At 66.3% G+C, this 16,282-nt stretch carries 18 protein-coding genes and 1 pseudogene; 8 read left to right on the top strand and 11 right to left on the bottom strand.

The features are described from left to right. Positions 1-12: 12 nt before the first annotated feature. The 3 genes from msrA to msrB are packed head-to-tail and all read right to left on the bottom strand — an operon-like array spanning position 13 to position 3,268. A complete protein-coding gene (gene msrA, locus KPB06_RS32835; RefSeq protein WP_099318340.1) occupies positions 13-756 on the bottom strand; it encodes a peptide-methionine (S)-S-oxide reductase MsrA in 744 nt (247 codons plus the stop codon). Positions 757-816: 60 nt separating this feature from the next. Further along, the gene (locus tag KPB06_RS32840; RefSeq protein ID WP_060011391.1) at positions 817-2,703 is read right to left on the bottom strand and encodes a cytochrome c biogenesis protein DipZ; all 1,887 of its coding nucleotides are present in this window, start codon (positions 2,701-2,703) and stop codon (positions 817-819) included. 34 nt (positions 2,704-2,737) lie between these two features. Continuing rightward, positions 2,738-3,268 (bottom strand): peptide-methionine (R)-S-oxide reductase MsrB, encoded by a 531-nt coding sequence (gene msrB / locus KPB06_RS32845; RefSeq protein ID WP_099318342.1) that lies wholly within the window; start codon positions 3,266-3,268, stop codon positions 2,738-2,740. Positions 3,269-3,767: 499 nt separating this feature from the next. Between msrB and KPB06_RS32850 the strand changes: the two genes are divergently transcribed. Next, on the top strand, positions 3,768-4,196 hold the full coding sequence (locus KPB06_RS32850) for an antitoxin Xre/MbcA/ParS toxin-binding domain-containing protein (RefSeq protein WP_059578845.1): 429 nt from the start codon (positions 3,768-3,770) through the stop codon (positions 4,194-4,196). Further along, positions 4,193-4,666, top strand: a complete 474-nt coding sequence (locus KPB06_RS32855; RefSeq protein WP_059578842.1) for an RES family NAD+ phosphorylase — start codon at positions 4,193-4,195, stop codon at positions 4,664-4,666. The genes KPB06_RS32850 and KPB06_RS32855 overlap by 4 nt, the downstream gene beginning before the upstream one ends. A gap of 225 nt (positions 4,667-4,891) precedes the next feature. On the opposite strand, the gene KPB06_RS32860 is transcribed toward KPB06_RS32855, so the two are convergent. From KPB06_RS32860 to KPB06_RS32870, 3 genes are all read right to left on the bottom strand, one after another. Then, complete coding sequence (locus KPB06_RS32860; RefSeq protein ID WP_181035515.1) at positions 4,892-6,208, bottom strand: aspartate aminotransferase family protein; 1,317 nt, start codon at positions 6,206-6,208, stop codon at positions 4,892-4,894. A gap of 119 nt (positions 6,209-6,327) precedes the next feature. Then, complete coding sequence (locus KPB06_RS32865) at positions 6,328-7,569, bottom strand: phosphotransferase (protein ID WP_219817257.1); 1,242 nt, start codon at positions 7,567-7,569, stop codon at positions 6,328-6,330. Further along, on the bottom strand, positions 7,566-8,234 hold the full coding sequence (locus KPB06_RS32870) for a haloacid dehalogenase type II (protein WP_104013465.1): 669 nt from the start codon (positions 8,232-8,234) through the stop codon (positions 7,566-7,568). The genes KPB06_RS32865 and KPB06_RS32870 overlap by 4 nt, the downstream gene beginning before the upstream one ends. 344 nt (positions 8,235-8,578) lie before the next feature. Between KPB06_RS32870 and KPB06_RS32875 the strand changes: the two genes are divergently transcribed. Next, complete coding sequence (locus KPB06_RS32875) at positions 8,579-9,070, top strand: Lrp/AsnC family transcriptional regulator (protein ID WP_059578837.1); 492 nt, start codon at positions 8,579-8,581, stop codon at positions 9,068-9,070. A gap of 175 nt (positions 9,071-9,245) precedes the next feature. On the opposite strand, the gene KPB06_RS32880 is transcribed toward KPB06_RS32875, so the two are convergent. Together KPB06_RS32880 and KPB06_RS32885 are read right to left on the bottom strand one after the other, a co-directional pair. Continuing rightward, positions 9,246-9,524 (bottom strand): hypothetical protein, encoded by a 279-nt coding sequence (locus KPB06_RS32880; RefSeq protein ID WP_104013464.1) that lies wholly within the window; start codon positions 9,522-9,524, stop codon positions 9,246-9,248. Beyond that, complete coding sequence (locus KPB06_RS32885) at positions 9,518-10,117, bottom strand: hypothetical protein (protein ID WP_258048633.1); 600 nt, start codon at positions 10,115-10,117, stop codon at positions 9,518-9,520. The genes KPB06_RS32880 and KPB06_RS32885 overlap by 7 nt, the downstream gene beginning before the upstream one ends. Before the next feature lie 167 nt (positions 10,118-10,284). On the opposite strand from KPB06_RS32885, the gene KPB06_RS32890 reads away from it, so the two are divergent. The 3 genes from KPB06_RS32890 to KPB06_RS32900 all read left to right on the top strand — a co-directional run bounded on the left by KPB06_RS32890 (position 10,285) and on the right by KPB06_RS32900 (position 12,709). After that, positions 10,285-10,602, top strand: coding sequence for a co-chaperone GroES (locus tag KPB06_RS32890; RefSeq protein WP_034209415.1), 318 nt, complete (start codon positions 10,285-10,287; stop codon positions 10,600-10,602). Positions 10,603-10,682: 80 nt separating this feature from the next. Beyond that, on the top strand, positions 10,683-12,305 hold the full coding sequence (groL, locus tag KPB06_RS32895; RefSeq protein WP_060967312.1) for a chaperonin GroEL: 1,623 nt from the start codon (positions 10,683-10,685) through the stop codon (positions 12,303-12,305). Between the two features lie 116 nt (positions 12,306-12,421). Then, a complete protein-coding gene (locus KPB06_RS32900) occupies positions 12,422-12,709 on the top strand; it encodes a hypothetical protein (protein WP_059578902.1) in 288 nt (95 codons plus the stop codon). Positions 12,710-12,815: 106 nt separating this feature from the next. Here the strand turns inward: KPB06_RS32900 and KPB06_RS32905 are convergent, their stop codons facing one another. Continuing rightward, positions 12,816-13,721: a manganese catalase family protein gene (locus KPB06_RS32905; protein WP_059578827.1), complete on the bottom strand. Its 906-nt coding sequence runs from the start codon at positions 13,719-13,721 to the stop codon at positions 12,816-12,818. Between the two features lie 248 nt (positions 13,722-13,969). Between KPB06_RS32905 and KPB06_RS34630 the strand changes: the two genes are divergently transcribed. Beyond that, complete coding sequence (locus tag KPB06_RS34630; RefSeq protein WP_059578824.1) at positions 13,970-14,203, top strand: hypothetical protein; 234 nt, start codon at positions 13,970-13,972, stop codon at positions 14,201-14,203. Here the strand turns inward: KPB06_RS34630 and KPB06_RS32915 are convergent. Further along, positions 14,167-14,448 (bottom strand): hypothetical protein, encoded by a 282-nt coding sequence (locus KPB06_RS32915; protein WP_059578822.1) that lies wholly within the window; start codon positions 14,446-14,448, stop codon positions 14,167-14,169. The genes KPB06_RS34630 and KPB06_RS32915 overlap by 37 nt on opposite strands. A gap of 545 nt (positions 14,449-14,993) precedes the next feature. Further along, positions 14,994-15,596 carry a TetR/AcrR family transcriptional regulator gene (locus tag KPB06_RS32920; protein WP_059578818.1) on the bottom strand — a complete coding sequence of 201 codons (603 nt, stop codon included), beginning with the start codon at positions 15,594-15,596 and terminating at the stop codon, positions 14,994-14,996. Between the two features lie 416 nt (positions 15,597-16,012). On the opposite strand from KPB06_RS32920, the pseudogene KPB06_RS32925 reads away from it, so the two are divergent. Further along, a pseudogene (locus KPB06_RS32925) lies at positions 16,013-16,282 on the top strand (hypothetical protein); the annotation flags it as partial.

The following is a 16,282-nucleotide window of genomic DNA, read 5'->3' on the forward strand; positions in this document are numbered from 1 at the left end:
CTCACAAGCGGCTCACGAGCGCGCTTCGCGCCACAGCACCGCGTCGGTACGGTACAGCGCCGGGAAGCGCTGCTTCAGCCCGGCGACCTTCGGCAGGTCGTTGAATGCGATATACGGCGCATCAGGATGCAGTTCGAGGTAGTTCTGGTGATAGGCCTCGGCCGGATAGAACCCCTTGTAGGCTTCGACACGCGTGACCACGGGCGCCGGAAACACATGCGCGCTGCCGAGCTGCGCGATGTACGCGGTCGCGACCGCGCGTTGCTGCGCGGTGGTCGGGAAGATCGCGGACCGGTACTGCGACCCTTCGTCGGGGCCCTGGCGGTTCAACTCGGTCGGGTCGTGCGCGACCGAGAAGAACACCTGCAGCAGCCGGCCGTAGGTGATCTGCGTCGGATCGTAGACGATGCGCACCGATTCCGCGTGCCCCGTCAGCCCCGAGCCGACGAGCGCGTAGTGCGCGGTTTCGGACGCGCCGCCCGCATAGCCGGCGGTGACCTGCTTCACGCCTTTCACGTGCTCGAACACGCCCTGCACGCCCCAGAAGCAGCCGCCGGCGAGCACGGCCGTCTCGTCGTGCGACGCGCCGGGCGTTTCGTCGAGCGTGGGGGCAGGCGCGGTGCGCATCGGTTCGGCGGAATTGACGATGCGCTGGTAGCCGAACACGGCAGCCGCCGCGACGGCGACGGCGCCGATGCGGCGCAGCAAGGTCGCGCGCCGTCGCGCCGCGGCTTCGCGGGTGGAGATCGGGTTCATCTTTTGCTCCTGTTCAATGGGTGAGAAAACACGGCGGCCGAATGGGGGCGGCGCGCGCGATCAACCGAAAGTGAATGCATACGCATCGACGCCCGGATCGAGAAACTCGATCGAGAACGTGCGGTCGGCGATCGCGCCGGGCTGCCGGACGAGCTGGTACAGGCGCTGGCCGGTGACGGTGCCGTAGCCCTGCGCGTCGACGTCGGCGCCATGCGCGGCACCGGGCGCCGCGCCGTCGAGCGTCACGCGAAAGCGCACGGGCCGGCCGTTCGCGCCCGGGCCGAGCACGAGGTGCAGATCGCGCGCATGGAAGCGGTAGACGATTCGGCCGTCCGGCGCGGCGAGCGACGCGCGCTCGGCGCCGACGTTCCACGTGCCCGCGAGGCCCCAGTCGTTGAGATCCGGGCGGGCCGGTGCGTCGTAACGGTGGGCCGCATCGCGCACGGCGCCGCCCGGTGACGCGAAGCTCTCCGCGCGTGCATAGCCGACATAGGTTTCGGGCGAACGGACGTCCGCGCTGTCGGCCGCCGCGAGCGCGCCGTTCGCGGGCGCGCCGGCGAGCCCGAGCGGCACGTTCAGCGCGTCCGGATGGCCGGCTTCGGCCAACAGCGACTGGATCGCGCGTTCGGATTGCGCGTATTCGCCTTCGCCGAAGTGGTGATGGCGGATCCGCCCTTGCGCATCGATGAAGTAGTGCGCGGGCCAGTATTGGTTGTCGAAGGCGCGCCAGATCGAATAGCCGTTGTCGATCGCGACCGGGTAGTCGATGCCGAGATCGTGCACGGCCTTCTTGACGTTGCCGATGTCGCGCTCGAACGCGAACTCCGGCGCGTGCACGCCGATCACGACGAGCCCGTACGGCGCGTACTTGCGTGCCCAGGCGGTCGTGTACGGCAGCGTGCGCAGGCAGTTGATGCACGAATACGTCCAGAAATCGACCAGCACGACCTTGCCGCGCAGCCCGGCCGCCGTCAGCGGCGGCGAGTTCAGCCACTGCACCGCGCCGTCGAGCGACGGCAACGTGCCTTCGACCGGCAGTGCGGCCGCGGTGGCGCCGGCCGTCCGCATCATCGCGCCGCCGGCCAGCGCACCGCCGCCGGTCTGCGCGCCATTGGCTGCCGCGGCCATCATCGCGCCGCCCGCCGTGATGTCGGTGGTGTCGGCGGCGCCGGTCGCGGCCGCTGCTGTCGCCGTTGCCGTTGCAGCCGGCGCGCCGTTCGCGCGCCCGGCGAGACGGTCGACGAGCTTCGTTTCGAGCCCGCCCGTGGTGACGGTCGACAACTGCGCGAGGGCGCCCGTGTCGAGGCCGAGCGCGATCGCGCCGACGCCGGCCAGGAGCGTCGCGCCGATCCCGCGCCGGATCCATTCGCCGGCGCCGAGCGAGCGCTTCATCGCGGCGAACACCTTGCCGCCGATCACGAGCGCGACGCCGAGCGAGGTCGCCGCGCCGGCCGCATACGCGACGAGCAGCAGCGTCGTGCCGACGCTCGCGCCGCGCAGCGCCGCGCCGGTCAGCACGAGGCCGAGGATCGGGCCGGCGCACGGCGCCCACAGCAGGCCCGTCGCGACGCCGAGCAGCAGCGACGACGCCGGGCCGGCCGGGCGGCCGTCGCGTTGTGCGAACCCGGTGAGCCGGTTGCCGGCTGCGACGAGCGGGCGCGTCAGGTGTTCCGCGAAACGCGGCATCAGCAGCGTCAGGCCGAACACCGCGAGCAGCACGATCGCGATCCAGCGGCCGGCCTGGTTGGCTTGCGCGACCCAGCCGCCGCCGACGGCGGCGAGCGTCGCGACGACGGCGAACGTGAGCGCCATGCCGGCGAGCAGCGGCAGGCCGGTGCGCACGAACGGCTGGTCGGCGCGCGCGAACACGAACGGCAGCACGGGCAGGATGCACGGGCTCAGGATCGTGAGCACGCCGCCGAGATAGGCAAGGACGATGAGCAGCATGATGCGTTCTCCAGTCGGACGGAATGGGGCCGGATCAGGCGGCGGCCGGGTGGAAGACGAGCGCAACGCCGTTCATGCAGTAGCGCAGCCCGGTGGGCGCCGGGCCGTCGTCGAACACGTGGCCGAGATGGCCGCCGCAGCGGCGGCAGTGCACTTCGGTGCGGACCATCCCGAACGACGCGTCGGTGTCGGTGCCGACCGCGTGGTCGAGCGGTTTCCAGAAGCTCGGCCAGCCCGTATGGCTGTCGAACTTGGTGGCCGACGAGAACAGCGCGAGGCCGCAGCCGGCGCACGCGAACGTGCCGTGCCGGTGCTCGTCGTTCAGCGGGCTGGTGAATGGCCGCTCGGTGCCGGCCTCGCGCAGGACCGTGTATTGGGCCGGTGTGAGGCGGCGATGCCATTCGGCGTCGCTGTGCGTGATCTCGAACGGGGCGGCCTTCGGCGAGCCGACCGGCGACGCGGCGAACGCGCGGCCGACCAGCGCGCGGCGGCCGGCGGACGACAGCGCCGCGAGCGCGGCGAGGCCGGTGGCGCCGGCGAACAGCAGATGTCTGCGGGTGGGCATGATGGGCTCCTGGAAGCAGGTCCTGAAAACATGCGCCCATCGTAGGCGGCGGCCGGTGTCGAAGTCCTCACGGAAAGTTAAATGAATCGTGACGTTTTTCGGGTGATCCGGGAAGATCCGATGAAATCCGTCCAAGCCCTGTCTGACAAGGGTTTGCCGAGAGCTGGCGGTTCGCCAAGTTCCACGGAAATCCGCCACGAGCCGCAACTTTTTAGTGTTCGCGATGTGGGGTAGGCTCTGCGTACCAAGGTGCGGGCCGACCTAGTTGCGATATCAAAGGAGGGTGATCAGGCGGGAGCCGTTGACCGTGTGTCCGTAGTCCGCGTGCAGCCGGCGCGCGAACCATGCCTCCGTGCAAAATCCATAGCGAGAGGCCACTACAGCAGGGTCGCACTGGGCTTCAAGTGCCTCAATTCAACCCACCGTCGGGGAATTCGCCTCGGTCTGGTATCAAATGGACTATAATCACGTATCATCTGATACCAGATTGGGAGCTGCCATGTCACTCGTTACCCCTGAAGCCGTGGCTGCGGTCATGGGACTGCGACCGGTCCCGCACACACTGGCGGAATTAGAGGCGCTCGTGCGCGACGGCCTCCCGAAGTCTGCGCTGCGTGCCGGCGTCGAACATGCGACGCAAGGTGCCGACGCCCGCCGCGCACTGCTTGCACGCATCATCCCCGAGGCGACCTACAAGCGGCGCCGCGATCGGCTGACGCAAGACGAATCGGAGAAAACCGAGCGCCTGGCCCGGATCGTTGCGACGACCACCTACGTCTGGAACGACGAAGAGGATGCACGGGAATTTCTGTCGACGCCCCACCCTGAGCTGGAGGGACGGGCACCGCTCGATGTCGCGCTGACCGAACTCGGTGCGCGCCGGGTCGAAGAACTGCTCTGGAAGCTGTTCTACGGGCTGCCGGCATGAAGTTGTTTCGCATTGCTGATACGCGACACACGATCTGGAGCGGCACCGGCGCGATGCTTGTCGGTGGCCGCTTTAATAGTCCGGGGCGGCCCGTCATCTACGCGGCGTCGACCTTCGCAGGTGCAATGCTCGAGGTACTCGTGCATGCGCGAATCGGGAAGGTGCCGAAAACACACGGTTGGGTGGAAGCAACTGTACCCGACGATGTCAGCGTCGAACGCCACACGGCAGAAACGTTGCCGAGAGCATGGGATGCGGCGGCACTGCAGGTAGCACGGCACTTCGGCGACGCATGGCTGACCGAATCGAGGACAGCGCTCCTGATCATCCCTTCAGTCGTCGTCCGGGCAGAATTCAACGTGCTGGTGAATCCGGCGCATCCTGACGCGGCGCGAATCGTCGTGACAGATCCTCAACCCGTGGTGTGGGACGAACGCCTCTTTATCATGCCACCAGCCGGGCAGTCATAGCGCCTCGATGGAGGTCCGCTTGCGGATCATCTCAACACCCGACTCACTGGCTTCGCACAGAACTTGAGCCGCCCGTCGCGGTTCCTCACTTGCTCACAGCACAGCCACGATTCAAAGTTAAATGATTCGTGATGTCTCGCCGGTGGCGGACGGCCAGGCAGGCGCCTGAGCGATTTCATGCGCCGCCCGGAGCGGCCCCCTGCATCGAGTGCCGAATACGACCGACTACAGCGCGGAGAGCACCGCGTCCAGCTCCGTCAGCAGACGGTCGGCGTCGTTGGCGCCAAATACCAGCGGCGGCCGGATCTTCAGCACGCTCGCGTCCGGTCCGGTTGCCGAAATCAGCACGCGCCGCTGGCGCAAGCCATTGACGATCTCGAGTGCGGTCGCGATGTCGGTGTCCTTTTTCGCGCGGTCGCGTACGATCTCGACGCCGAAATACAGGCCCGTGCCGCGCACGTCGCCGATACATTCGTATTTTCGTGCCAGCGCGTTCAACCCCTCCAGCAGGATCGCACCGACCCGCTGCACGTTGTCCAGCACCCGTTCGTCGCGCAGCACGTCGAGCGTGGCCTGCGCGGCGGCGATGGCCACCGAATTGCCGCCGAACGTGTTGAAGTAGCGCATGTCCTGGCCGAACCCGGCGACGATCTCGGGGCGCACCACCAGCCCGGCCACCGGATAGCCGTTGCCCATCGGTTTGCCCAGCGTGACGATGTCGGGCTCGACCGCGTGACGCTCGTGCCCCCACATATGCGTACCGCTGCGCCCGAAACCCGACTGCACCTCGTCCGCGATGAACAGGCCGCCGGCGCGGCGTACGACTTCGGCCACCGGCGCCAGCACGTCGGTCGGGTACGCGAATACGCCATCCGACGAGAAGAACGAGTCGGCGATGAACGCTGCCAGACCGCCGCCGTGTCGGCAGATGTCCTCGATCTGCAACGCGACCTGCTCGGCCATGCGCCGGCCGATCTCGGGCAGCGGCACACGGTAGGAATCCGGAGCAGGCACCGTTCGCACATACGGGCCGAGCAGCGCCTTGCGACCCAGCGACGGCGAAAAGCCCGAGGTGAGATGCGAGTTGCCGTGATACGCCTCGCTGGTCACGATGACGCCCGTCTTGCCGGTGTAGTGCATCGCGATGCGCATGGCCAGATCGTTGGCTTCGGAGCCCGTGCAGGTGAACATCATCTGGCCGTCGCGAATCGACGTATTGAACGTCGCGCGCAGGGCCTCGGCGTAGTCGAGGATCGGCTCCTGCATGTAGCGGGTATGCGTGCAGAGCGTCGAGAGCTGACGGGCAATGGCGTCGACGATGCGCGGGTTGGCATGCCCGACGCAGACGACGTTGTTGTAGGCATCGAGATAGTCGTTGCCTCGATCGTCGTACAGATAGACCTTCTCGCCGCGCACGATCTTCACCGGCTCGGCGTAGAACAGTCGATACGACGGGCTGAGCAGCCGTAGCCGGCGAGCGATGTGCGCCTGCGTGGCGGCATCGAGGTGGGAGATCGCCGACGGATTGAAGCCGTTCGGCATGTCGCCGCGCAGCGCGTCGGGGGCTTTGCTCGTATCGGCGGCTTCGGCCGGCGTGGTCGGTGTCGATGTCGTGTTCATAGGTCGATCAGGGCGGGTGAGGTGAGCGGGCGAAGGAAAAACTAGAGCAACGCACGCGAAACGGTTTCGTGGTCGCGCTGCATGAACCAGCGCAGATGCTCCCATCCGGGACGAGTGAAACGCAGGATGTACGCTTCGTTTTCCGGAAACAGCATCGCACGCCATGAAGTGAGCAACGCGCGCGCCGCGACGCGCGCCATGGCCAGGTGTGGAATCAAGGCCAGTTCTTCGGCACTCAGTTGAGCATGCGCGAGATAGCCCCGCAGAAGCTCGCGCGCCTGAATGAACAGGTCATGCGGCGCGTCGGCGTCGAAGTCGAGCGGAAACTGGTTCATGACCGCGGTGGCGACGTCGATGGCGACCGCGGTGTGCACGGTGTCACCGAAGTCGATGATCCCGTTGACGAATTGCGGGCCGCCCGGGTTTGCGACGATGTTCGAGCGGTTGAAGTCGTTATGTACGACCTGCGTGCGACAACCCCGAAGGGCAGGCTCGATCATCGCGAAGCGGGCGAATGCCTGCTCGATCAGCGAGCGATGCAACGGGTCGGCGATATGGGTTTGCAGCCCTTTCAGGCTCGACAAGTGCTTGACGTCCCACGCCAGTACCCGATGCTCGTTTGGATGACGGAAACTGGCGAGCCCCCGTTGCAACTGCGCCAGCACTTCACCGATCTCGTAATGATCGACCGTGTCGGCATGCAGCTTGTCGAGCGGCATGCCCTCGAGGTAGCTGTAGAGCCTCGCCGTTCGATGCGGATGGGCCGGTAACGCGAGCGGGACGACAAGCTGCCCCGCCGTACCGGGTATCACGCGCGGCACCGGCAACCGCGGCGCGACCGCGCCGACGTGCCGCATCGCGGCGACCTGCAAATCCAGCTCTTCGGCTGTCTCGCCCGGATTGGAGACCTTCAGTACGTACCGCGCGCCGTCGCGGGCATCGATGCGAAAGGTGTCGTCCTTCTCGGTCGAGAACCGTGTGGCCGATCCGTCGATGCCATAAATGCGGCGTGTGATCGCGACCGCGTCCGATTCGTCCAGACGGGTGAAGCCCACCGACAGGCCGCTGCCCGGCAGTGTGTCGGCGGCAGCCGAAGCAGCGCGGTGCGTGCCGCCGGAAGCAGGGGACGTGGACAACGGCGGCTCCGTGCGAGAGAAGTGGACGACACTGGTGCGGGACATTTTTGACGAGCGCTCGGCCTGGGGAACGGCATCATTGGAAACGCGCGAGGCGAGCCCGCGGCAACCGTCGGAGACGGCGCCGGGGCGGTGCGACTTGCTCACAGGCCGAGATGCTCGGCCAGTTCAATGATGCTTTTGACGGGCGTGTAACCGTATTCCGGCGCTTCCGGCTCATGGCCGCGCAGCACATGGGCCTTGTGGACGATACCGAGGTCGTGCGCGGTCATCAGGTCGTAGCGCGGGCTGGACGAGACATGCAGGATTTCGTGAGGCTGCACGTCGAGCTTCCTGAACATGTATTCGAATCCTTGCATTCGCGGTTTGTAAGCGCCGGCGTCTTCCGCCGTGATGACCGCATGAAACGGCGCCCCGAGCTTCTCGATGTTGCTCATGATCTGCGCGTTGTCCGCGTTGCTCAGACCGACCAGCCTGTATTTCTTCGCGAGGCGCGCGAGCCCTTCGGGCACGTCCGGATGCGGTCCCCAGGATGGCACGGCCAGATAGAACTGCTCGGCCTCCCGTTCGACGAAGGCGACGCCGATGCGCTCGCACGTGCGGCGCACCGAATTGACGACGACGTCGCGAAACGGTTTCCATGCGCCGAGCACTTCGTCGCGACGATAGGCGGCGAACAGCTTGACGAAGTTTTCCATGGCGTCGCCACGAAGACGATCGCCATAGATTTCCCGAGCCGTGTCGGCCATTCGGAAGTTGACGAGGGTGCCGTAGCAATCGAAAGTTATGAACTTCGGCTCGAAGTCGATCATGTCGTCAATCTCGATGAGTGGCGAATCCCCATGAGGAATTCTTGAGTGAAGAGGATTGCCGCGAGCCGCTTCGGGCAAGCGTCGGTGGCAACGTCGATACGTGAAATTTAAACGGGGGCGACTGCGCTATTCAGCCGAATTGCGCGGCGAGAAAAACAAGATTCCACGCGTTTTCGACGCGATCGACGGCAGCTTCTGCGGTGTGAAACGGCGCGCTGCCGGGTGCCGGGGACAGAACGCAAGATCGTAATTTCGTCATGCCGGCCGGTCGGCTACTATCCGTCTTGGCGCGAGTGCGAAGGCACTCGTCCGGAGGCACCCGACTGAACGAACGCAGGGCGGAGATGAAAGCGGATTGCACACTTGACCGGCTGGACTTGCGCATTCTGGCCGAGTTGCAGGATCACGGTCGCATGACCAACGTCGAGCTGGCCGACGCCGTCGGGCTTTCGCCCAGCCCGTGCCTGACGCGCATCAAGCGGCTCGAGAACGCGGGATTCATTACGGGCTACGGCGCAACGGTGCGGATCGAGAAGATCGGCGCGTTTCAGATCGTGTTTGCCAAGATCACCCTCACCGACCATCGTCGCGAAGACTTCGTGCGTTTTATCGACGCCATCAGCGACATCGACGAGATCATGGAGTGCCATCACGCGACGGGCGGCTACGATTATCTGCTCAAGTTCGTCACACGCGACATCGACCACTTCCGCGACCTGATGGAAGGGCTGGTGAAACGCGATATCGGTATCGAAAAGTATTTCAGCTACGTGATCATTGCGTCGCCGATCGTAAAGAGCGGCTTTCGTCTGGACGCGATCTCTGCCGCGGAGTGAAGCAAGCGGTGCACGATCCGTGGCTGAACTGAACGGCAGCGCGGGTTTGCTTCGAGCGAAGTAGCGTGGGGGCGGCCGGTTGCCGGATCGCGTGCCGCTCGTGTCGAGCGGCACGTGTCGACCGGAACCGCGTTCGGGCGCTGCCATGCTACCCGTCCGCCATCCGGGCACCGCATCATCCGGCCTCGTCCGATAGTGCGACAGGCGTTTCGCCTTGACCGCCGCGCTGCGCGGCGGGCTCGTGGCCCCGGCGCGACTGGATGTCGGCCCCGAGCGCGTGGAGAATCGATCGGCCTTTCTTCGTCAGATGCGCGCGTCGGCGGCCGGGGGCGCCGTGCTCGAGCATGACGAGTTGCCGTTCGAGCAACGCATCGAGTTCGGCGCGATTCATGTCGAGCTGATCCGGCGCCTGGCACACCAGCATCAGCGTCGCGAATTCGTGCGGGCTCAACATGGCCGCCCCCCGTCGCGCGCGGAGCCGCCCCCGGCGAGCGTGACGCGGAAAAACGAAACAGGGTGCAGCAGGCGTCCGGGCGCGGCGACCCGACGGCGCGGCGGCTTCGGCCGGCCGATCGCGGCGGGTTGGCCCGCGCCGCGCAACACGAATGGCTTGCGTGTCAAACGTATCCGGGCGCCGGTCGGCGCGAAGCGACCGGTGCCGTTGCGCGCTATCCGCAGGCCGGCCGGCAGACCCGTGACGACGCGGGCGGCGCGTCGTGGTCGGCGGCCGACCCCCGGCAGCCGATCGAAGATGAAGAAAGGATCGTTCATGATTCGCTCCCGGTTGGACCCCGCACGGAGGACGAACCGGACCACGCGCTCCAGTTCGTCGATCCGCGAGCGGTCTCGCTGACAAACAAATCGAAACACGCAGCGCGTAAGCCGCGGCTGCTTGAGCGATACCAAAATAGGATGGGACGCGCGGATTTCAAGCGTCGTCGCGCGACGATTCGCGTGGCCTGGAGCGCCGACCGTCGACGCCGTGTCGACGCTCGTGACGGGGCATCGCGGGAACCCCGACAGTTGCACGAACGCCGTTTTCGCCATGAAACATTTTGTTACATATGCGTATTCATCGCCCTCTTGAAGCGCGCCGGCCACGCCACTATTTCGCTTTTCGCCAATCGACGGCACGCCGGCGCAGCGCAGCCGTTGCGCGTGCGGGCGCCGGCGGATTCCCTTTTTCAGGTGATCTCATCGCTCAGGAGATGAAAATGCAGATTCGTCCCCTCTACGACCGGGTTATCGTCAAGCGAATCGAACAGCAGCGGACGACGGCCTCGGGCATCGTGATTCCCGATTCGGCCGCCGAACGGCCCGAGCAGGGTGAAGTGATTGCGGTCGGCAGCGGCAGGCTGCTCCAGGACGGCTCGCAGCGCCCGCTGCAGCTCCAGGTCGGCGACCAGGTTCTCTTCGGCAAGTACGCAGGCCAGACCGTGAAGGTGAACGGCGAGGAACTGCTCGTGATGCGCGAAGAGGACGTCATGGGCGTACTCGAACCCGAATCGCAGGCCGCCAGGAAAGCGGCCTGAATGCCGATTCGACCGCGTCGCACGGGTGTCTGCCCGATGCGCGCGGCATCCCGTTCAACGACTGTATCCGGAGCAAGAAAATGAGTGCAAAAGACGTGAAATTCCGCGACGGCGCCCGCCAGCAGATCGTCAAGGGCGTGAACGTGCTGGCCGACGCGGTGAAGGTGACGCTGGGCCCGAAGGGCCGCAACGTCGTGATCGAACGCGGCTTCGGCGCGCCCGTCATCACGAAGGACGGCGTGTCGGTCGCGAAGGAAATCGAGCTGAAGGACCGCTTCGAGAACATGGGCGCGCAGATCGTCAAGCAGGTCGCGTCCAAGACGGCCGACGTGGCCGGCGACGGGACGACCACCGCCACCGTGCTCGCGCAGGCGATCGTGCAGGAAGGCATGAAGCACGTCGCGGCCGGCATGAACCCGATGGATCTGAAGCGCGGCATCGACAAGGCCGTCGGCGCGGTGCTCGACGAGTTGCGCAAGCTGTCGCGGCCGATTTCGACCCACAAGGAAATCGCGCAGGTCGGCGCGATTTCCGCGAACTCCGACGACGCGATCGGCAAGATCATCGCCGATGCGATGGAGAAAGTCGGCAAGGACGGCGTGATCACCGTCGAGGACGGCAAGTCGCTGGAGAACGAACTCGACGTGGTGGAAGGCATGCAGTTCGATCGCGGCTACGTGAGCCCGTATTTCATCAACGACCCGGCGAAGCAGGCGGCCTATCTCGACGACGCGCTGATTCTGCTGCACGACAAGAAGATCTCCAGCGTCCGCGACCTCCTGCCGATCCTCGAAGCGGCGTCCAAGGCCGGCAAGCCGCTGCTGATCGTGGCCGAGGATGTCGAGGCCGAAGCGCTCGCGACGCTCGTCGTGAATTCGATGCGCGGCATTCTGAAGGTCGCCGCCGTCAAGGCGCCCGGTTTCGGCGACCGACGCAAGGCGATGCTCGAGGATCTCGCGATCCTGACCGGTGCGACGGTGATCTCGGAGGAAACCGGCAAGCAGCTCGACAAGGCCACGCTCGAGGATCTTGGCAGTGCGAAGCGTGTCGAGGTGCGCAAGGACGATACGATCATCATCGACGGCGCGGGCGATGCGGCGCGCATCGAGGCGCGCGTGAAGTCGATTCGCGTGCAGATCGACGAAGCGACGAGCGACTACGATCGCGAGAAGCTGCAGGAGCGCGTCGCGAAGCTCGCGGGCGGCGTGGCGGTGATCAAGGTCGGCGCGGTCACCGAGGTCGAGATGAAGGAGAAGAAGGATCGCGTCGACGATGCGCTGCATGCGACGCGCGCCGCGGTCGAGGAGGGCATCGTGCCGGGCGGCGGCGTCGCGCTGCTGCGCGCGCGTGCGGCGCTGTCGGACATCCGCGGCGCGAATGCGGACCAGGACGCCGGCATCCGGATCGTGCTGCGCGCGCTGGAGGCGCCGCTGCGCGTCATCGCGGCCAATGCGGGCGACGAACCGTCGGTCGTGATCTCGAAGGTGCTCGAGGGCAAGGGGAACTTCGGCTACAACGCGGCGACCGGCGAGTACGGCGATCTGGTCGAGGCAGGCGTGGTCGATCCGACCAAGGTCACGCGTACCGCGCTGCAGAACGCCGCGTCGATCGCGAGCCTCGTGCTGACGACCGATGCGACCGTCGCGCAAGCACCGAAAGAGGACAGCGCCGAGCCGGCCTCCGCGCCCGAACTCGGCTACTGACCTGCGTCGCAGGCCCGCCTGCGATGGTCGAACAGCCGCTGGCCGGAGCGGCTTTTGCCGGCGCGCGCGACAGCGGGGGCGCGTCGCGCCGTTTTTTCATGTTTGCGAGACCGACGATGAAGCTCGAACTTTCGATCGATTCCAGGCCGCTGAACGTCGAGATCGACGACGTGATCGCGGGCCTGCTCGCCGCGCGGCTCGGCCTGCCTCCGGACGGCGACCATCGCGGCGCGATCGGCCGCTACCTCGGCGACGCGGCGGGGCCGTGGACGCTCGACGACGACCATATGCGCAAGCGTGTGATGCGCCGCCTGATTCTCGACATCGCCGATCCGACGCTGGTCATCCAGTATCTGATGGCGGACCAGGGCGACCAGAACCGGTCGGGCGAAACGGGCGCGTGATGCGCGCCGAACGCGCCCGCCCGTTCGGCGAGGCGTCGGGCGCGCCGTTGTTCCTGCCGCTTCGCCGGCGCGTCGGCGTCCTCGTCGTACGGCCGGACACATCCGTTCAGGCACTGTCCGGCTTGCCCGGCTTGCGGCCCTGAGGAGCCGGCTGCCCCGCGCCGAGCTCGGCGCCCGTCACCGGGTCGCTGTCCGGATCGGACGCGAGCCGCTGCGCCATCGCCTCGATGGCCTCCGCTTGCTGCGCGTCGAGCATGCCCTCGGCAATTCCGCTGCCGCCGTCGACCGCTGGTTCCGCGGGACGGATTTCCAGTTCGCCGCCGTGGTTCCACGGGCCGACCAGCGGCGCGGCATCCGGCTGCATCCGGAAGTACACGTGATCGTACGGCGCCTTCGGCGGCAGCTTGCCCGGCGGGAAATTCGCGGTGATCGCATACAGCGCCTTCTCGAACGACATCTGGTGCGACACCTCGCGTGTCATCAGGAAGCCCAGCGCGTCGCGAATGTCCGGATCGTCGGTCACGTTGATCAGCCGCTCGTAGATGATCTTCGCGCGTGCTTCGGCCGCGATGTTCGAGCGCAGGTCGGCCGTCGGTTCGCCGATCGTGTCGATGTACGCGGCCGACCATGGCACGCCGCCCGAATTGGTCAGCGGCGCGCCCGCGCCGTACAGCACCTGCGTCACGTGGCTGTCGTTGCCCGCGCCGTGCAGCTTGCGGTACAGCTCGGCCTGTTCGTCGACCGCTTCGGCGAGTTCGCCCTTGGCGCCGCGGTTCAGCATCGCGGCCATCGAGCCGATCACTTCGAGGTGGCTCAGCTCCTCGGTGGCGATGTCGAGCAGCATGTCCTTGCGGCCCGGGTCTTCCTCGGTGATCGCCTGCGTGAAATAACGCATCGCGGCGGCGAGTTCGCCCTGCGGGCCGCCGAACTGCTCGAGCAGCAGATTGGCGAGGCCGGGATTCGGCGCGCCGACGCGCACCGTGTACTGAAGCCGTGTGTTGTGGATGAACATGGCATCTCCGTGGAAAGGATTGCGCGGGATTCGCCGAGTCCAACCAGCACGAACCGATCCCGATGCCGGCCGGAAGTCCCCGGTATGCGCGATGCCGGCCGGTGCGTGCGGCGGAATGGGAGCGGGGGAGCGGCTTCCGGCGGGCGCTGCTGGCGCTCGTTGCGCGACACGCGCGCATCGCGTGACCTGCACCTTTCGTTGCCGGATTTTCAAGCGGTTGTCATTTGTCTGCGCGACGGCCCCGGCAGATGATCGTGCAGGGCTTCGTGGGACCCGGGATTCCGGTCTGGTTGCGCACGTTCGTCACGATGTCGCCCGCGTTGGTCGTCGGGACGGGCATCGATTCGATGCGGGCGCTGGCGATCAGCCAGGTCGTGCTGTCCGCCGTCGCCGCGCTGAAAGCGGTTTGCAGGCGGGGCCGACCGGCGCCGGCCGGCGTGCCGGTTCATCGCGCTTTCAGCATTTCGTCGGCGAGCCGATAGGCGCTCACCGCGCGCTTCGATTCGTAGTCGGCGATCGTCGACACGTTGCGCCCGGCGTCGCGCGACAGCAGTCCTTGCAGCGCGGCGGCGGCGAAGAAATCGCGCAGGTCCGGCGTTGCGGATTTCGGCTCGGGCGGCGCGGCTTCGACGAGCGGCCCCGCTTTCCAGAACACGGGCGACGGAGTGGCCGCCTTGGAGACGGCGGCGGTTTGCTTGATGCTCACATCCTGGGAAAACGGCGTCATTTCTTCCCCTTCGATCACGTATCTGTTGGCGAAACAGCGTAACGTCCCCGACTGCATGAGCGAGCATCGTCTCGTGTTGTTTTTGAGCGGTACTAACTGCTTGATCGACGCGAATATTCGCTGGTAATACGGTATCCGTCAAAGAAAATAAATTGGATCCGGGTGGCCGGCGTGCGAGCACGATTCGTTCCCGCGCGCGAGCGATGGGAGGCGGTGCGTTTCGCGAACCGAGGTGGATGGTAGGGCAGCGACAATGACGTTCCGGTGAAACGAAAAGCGGGCGACGCATCGATCGGGACGCGAACGCGCAGCCGCCTGGCCGTTTATGTTTCCGCTGCCCGCTGCCCGCTGCCCGCTGCCCGCTGCCCGTGAGGCCGTTCCGATTCCGCTGCCGGATGTCATATCGATCGACATGCACCCGGTTTGCATTCGGCGCATGCGATTGCCGCACTCGCGCGAAACCGGTCAGCGCATCCGGTCATGCACGTCGTGCCCCGGCGCCCCCGACCGCGGTTGGCGCGCCACACGGCGGTGTGCGGCGGGCGTTACGTCGGGCTGCCCGCACCGTCCGCGGACGAGCCGGCCGCGTGCATCGCCTGTTCGAGAAGGGCATGCGCGGCCTGCCACGCGCGGCCGGCCGCCGCGGAATCGTTGAACGCCCGGGCTTCGACCGTGGCGCCGTCCAGCAGCATCATGAAGACGGTCGCGAGCCGGTTTGCCGTTTCGGGCGGCACGAGCGCGGCGATCAGTTCTCCGATCCATTCGACCATCTTGCGGCGATAGCGAATCGCGACGCCCGAGATCGGCGCGTAAGCGGTGCCGAATTCGGCCAGCGCCCGCTCGAACAGGCAGCCGGCGAATTCGGGCGTCCTGAACCACGCCGCGTACCAGTCGAAGATGGTCTTGACGCGTTCGACCGGATCGACGACGTGCTGCAACTGCGCGTCGATGCTGCCGACGATCAGGTCGTAGCGCTGGACCAGCACTTCGCGGATGAGCTCGTCCTTGCTCGCGAAATGCCGGTACAGCGTCATGCGGGCGACACCGGAATCGTCGATGATCCAGTCGACGCCCACCGGGTGGAATCCGTGCCTCGAGAACAGTTCGGTCGCTTTGTCTACCACCAGCTGGCGTTTGTTGGCTCGCACGAACGGCTTCCTCCTAGATGTTTCAGCAGCATAGACCGATTATTCTAGCATCATGCCGCTCGATGACATCGGCCTCCCGCCCCTGTCTGACGGTACTTCCGGCTCGGTATGCTTCACGCGGCAAACCGGTTATCGAGTCGTCTTGACTATTGGATAGACCGATATGTATCATTTGAACCGAGTGAGCCGTGGTCGATATTGCGTGGATCGAAGAGACGGAACCGGGGTGGATTTCCGTTTGCGCTTTCCGCCCGATCCCACGCTGCAACGATGCGTCAAGCCGAAAAGAGAACCTGAGAGAGCCTTGGCACGGGGCCCGCGGACGATCTTCACCGCGCCCCGCACCGGCCGGGGGCATGCTCGCGGGGCGAGCGCGCAAAGCAATACGGCGCCAATAAAACTTGAGGATGGTACCCATGTATCGCCGTTTACTCGCACCGGGGCTGCTGTTGCTGTTGGCCGCCTGCGCGCAGGATCCGTCCATCACCAGCAGCACGGTACCAAGTGGATGCGCGAGGCCGCCGAACGCGGCGACCTGAACGCGCAGAAGGCGCTCGGCAGTTTCTACCTGTTCGGCCTCGAGGAAATGGGCTCGGATGCGCGCGAAGCGGAGAAGTGGCTGTCGATCGCGGCCGGCCGCGGCGACAAGGAATCGAAAAAGCTGCTCGATCTCGCGCGCAAGGCGA

It is taken from the genome of Burkholderia semiarida (genome assembly GCF_029268935.1).
In the GTDB taxonomy this organism is placed as follows: domain Bacteria; phylum Pseudomonadota; class Gammaproteobacteria; order Burkholderiales; family Burkholderiaceae; genus Burkholderia; species Burkholderia semiarida.

Bases quoted from the DNA above. Each gene is read 5' to 3' on its own strand.
- msrA (WP_099318340.1), bottom strand. From the start codon at position 756: ATGAACCCGATCTCCACCCGCGAAGCCGCGGCGCGACGGCGCGCGACC.
- KPB06_RS32840 (WP_060011391.1), bottom strand. From the start codon at position 2,703: ATGCTGCTCATCGTCCTTGCCTATCTCGGCGGCGTGCTCACGATCCTG.
- msrB (WP_099318342.1), bottom strand. From the start codon at position 3,268: ATGCCCACCCGCAGACATCTGCTGTTCGCCGGCGCCACCGGCCTCGCC.
- KPB06_RS32850 (WP_059578845.1), top strand. From the start codon at position 3,768: ATGTCACTCGTTACCCCTGAAGCCGTGGCTGCGGTCATGGGACTGCGA.
- KPB06_RS32855 (WP_059578842.1), top strand. From the start codon at position 4,193: ATGAAGTTGTTTCGCATTGCTGATACGCGACACACGATCTGGAGCGGC.
- KPB06_RS32860 (WP_181035515.1), bottom strand. From the start codon at position 6,208: ATGCCGAACGGCTTCAATCCGTCGGCGATCTCCCACCTCGATGCCGCC.
- KPB06_RS32870 (WP_104013465.1), bottom strand. From the start codon at position 8,234: ATGATCGACTTCGAGCCGAAGTTCATAACTTTCGATTGCTACGGCACC.
- KPB06_RS32875 (WP_059578837.1), top strand. From the start codon at position 8,579: ATGAAAGCGGATTGCACACTTGACCGGCTGGACTTGCGCATTCTGGCC.
- KPB06_RS32880 (WP_104013464.1), bottom strand. From the start codon at position 9,524: ATGTTGAGCCCGCACGAATTCGCGACGCTGATGCTGGTGTGCCAGGCG.
- KPB06_RS32885 (WP_258048633.1), bottom strand. From the start codon at position 10,117: ATGGCGAAAACGGCGTTCGTGCAACTGTCGGGGTTCCCGCGATGCCCC.
- KPB06_RS32890 (WP_034209415.1), top strand. From the start codon at position 10,285: ATGCAGATTCGTCCCCTCTACGACCGGGTTATCGTCAAGCGAATCGAA.
- groL (WP_060967312.1), top strand. From the start codon at position 10,683: ATGAGTGCAAAAGACGTGAAATTCCGCGACGGCGCCCGCCAGCAGATC.
- KPB06_RS32900 (WP_059578902.1), top strand. From the start codon at position 12,422: ATGAAGCTCGAACTTTCGATCGATTCCAGGCCGCTGAACGTCGAGATC.
- KPB06_RS32905 (WP_059578827.1), bottom strand. From the start codon at position 13,721: ATGTTCATCCACAACACACGGCTTCAGTACACGGTGCGCGTCGGCGCG.
- KPB06_RS34630 (WP_059578824.1), top strand. From the start codon at position 13,970: ATGATCGTGCAGGGCTTCGTGGGACCCGGGATTCCGGTCTGGTTGCGC.
- KPB06_RS32915 (WP_059578822.1), bottom strand. From the start codon at position 14,448: ATGACGCCGTTTTCCCAGGATGTGAGCATCAAGCAAACCGCCGCCGTC.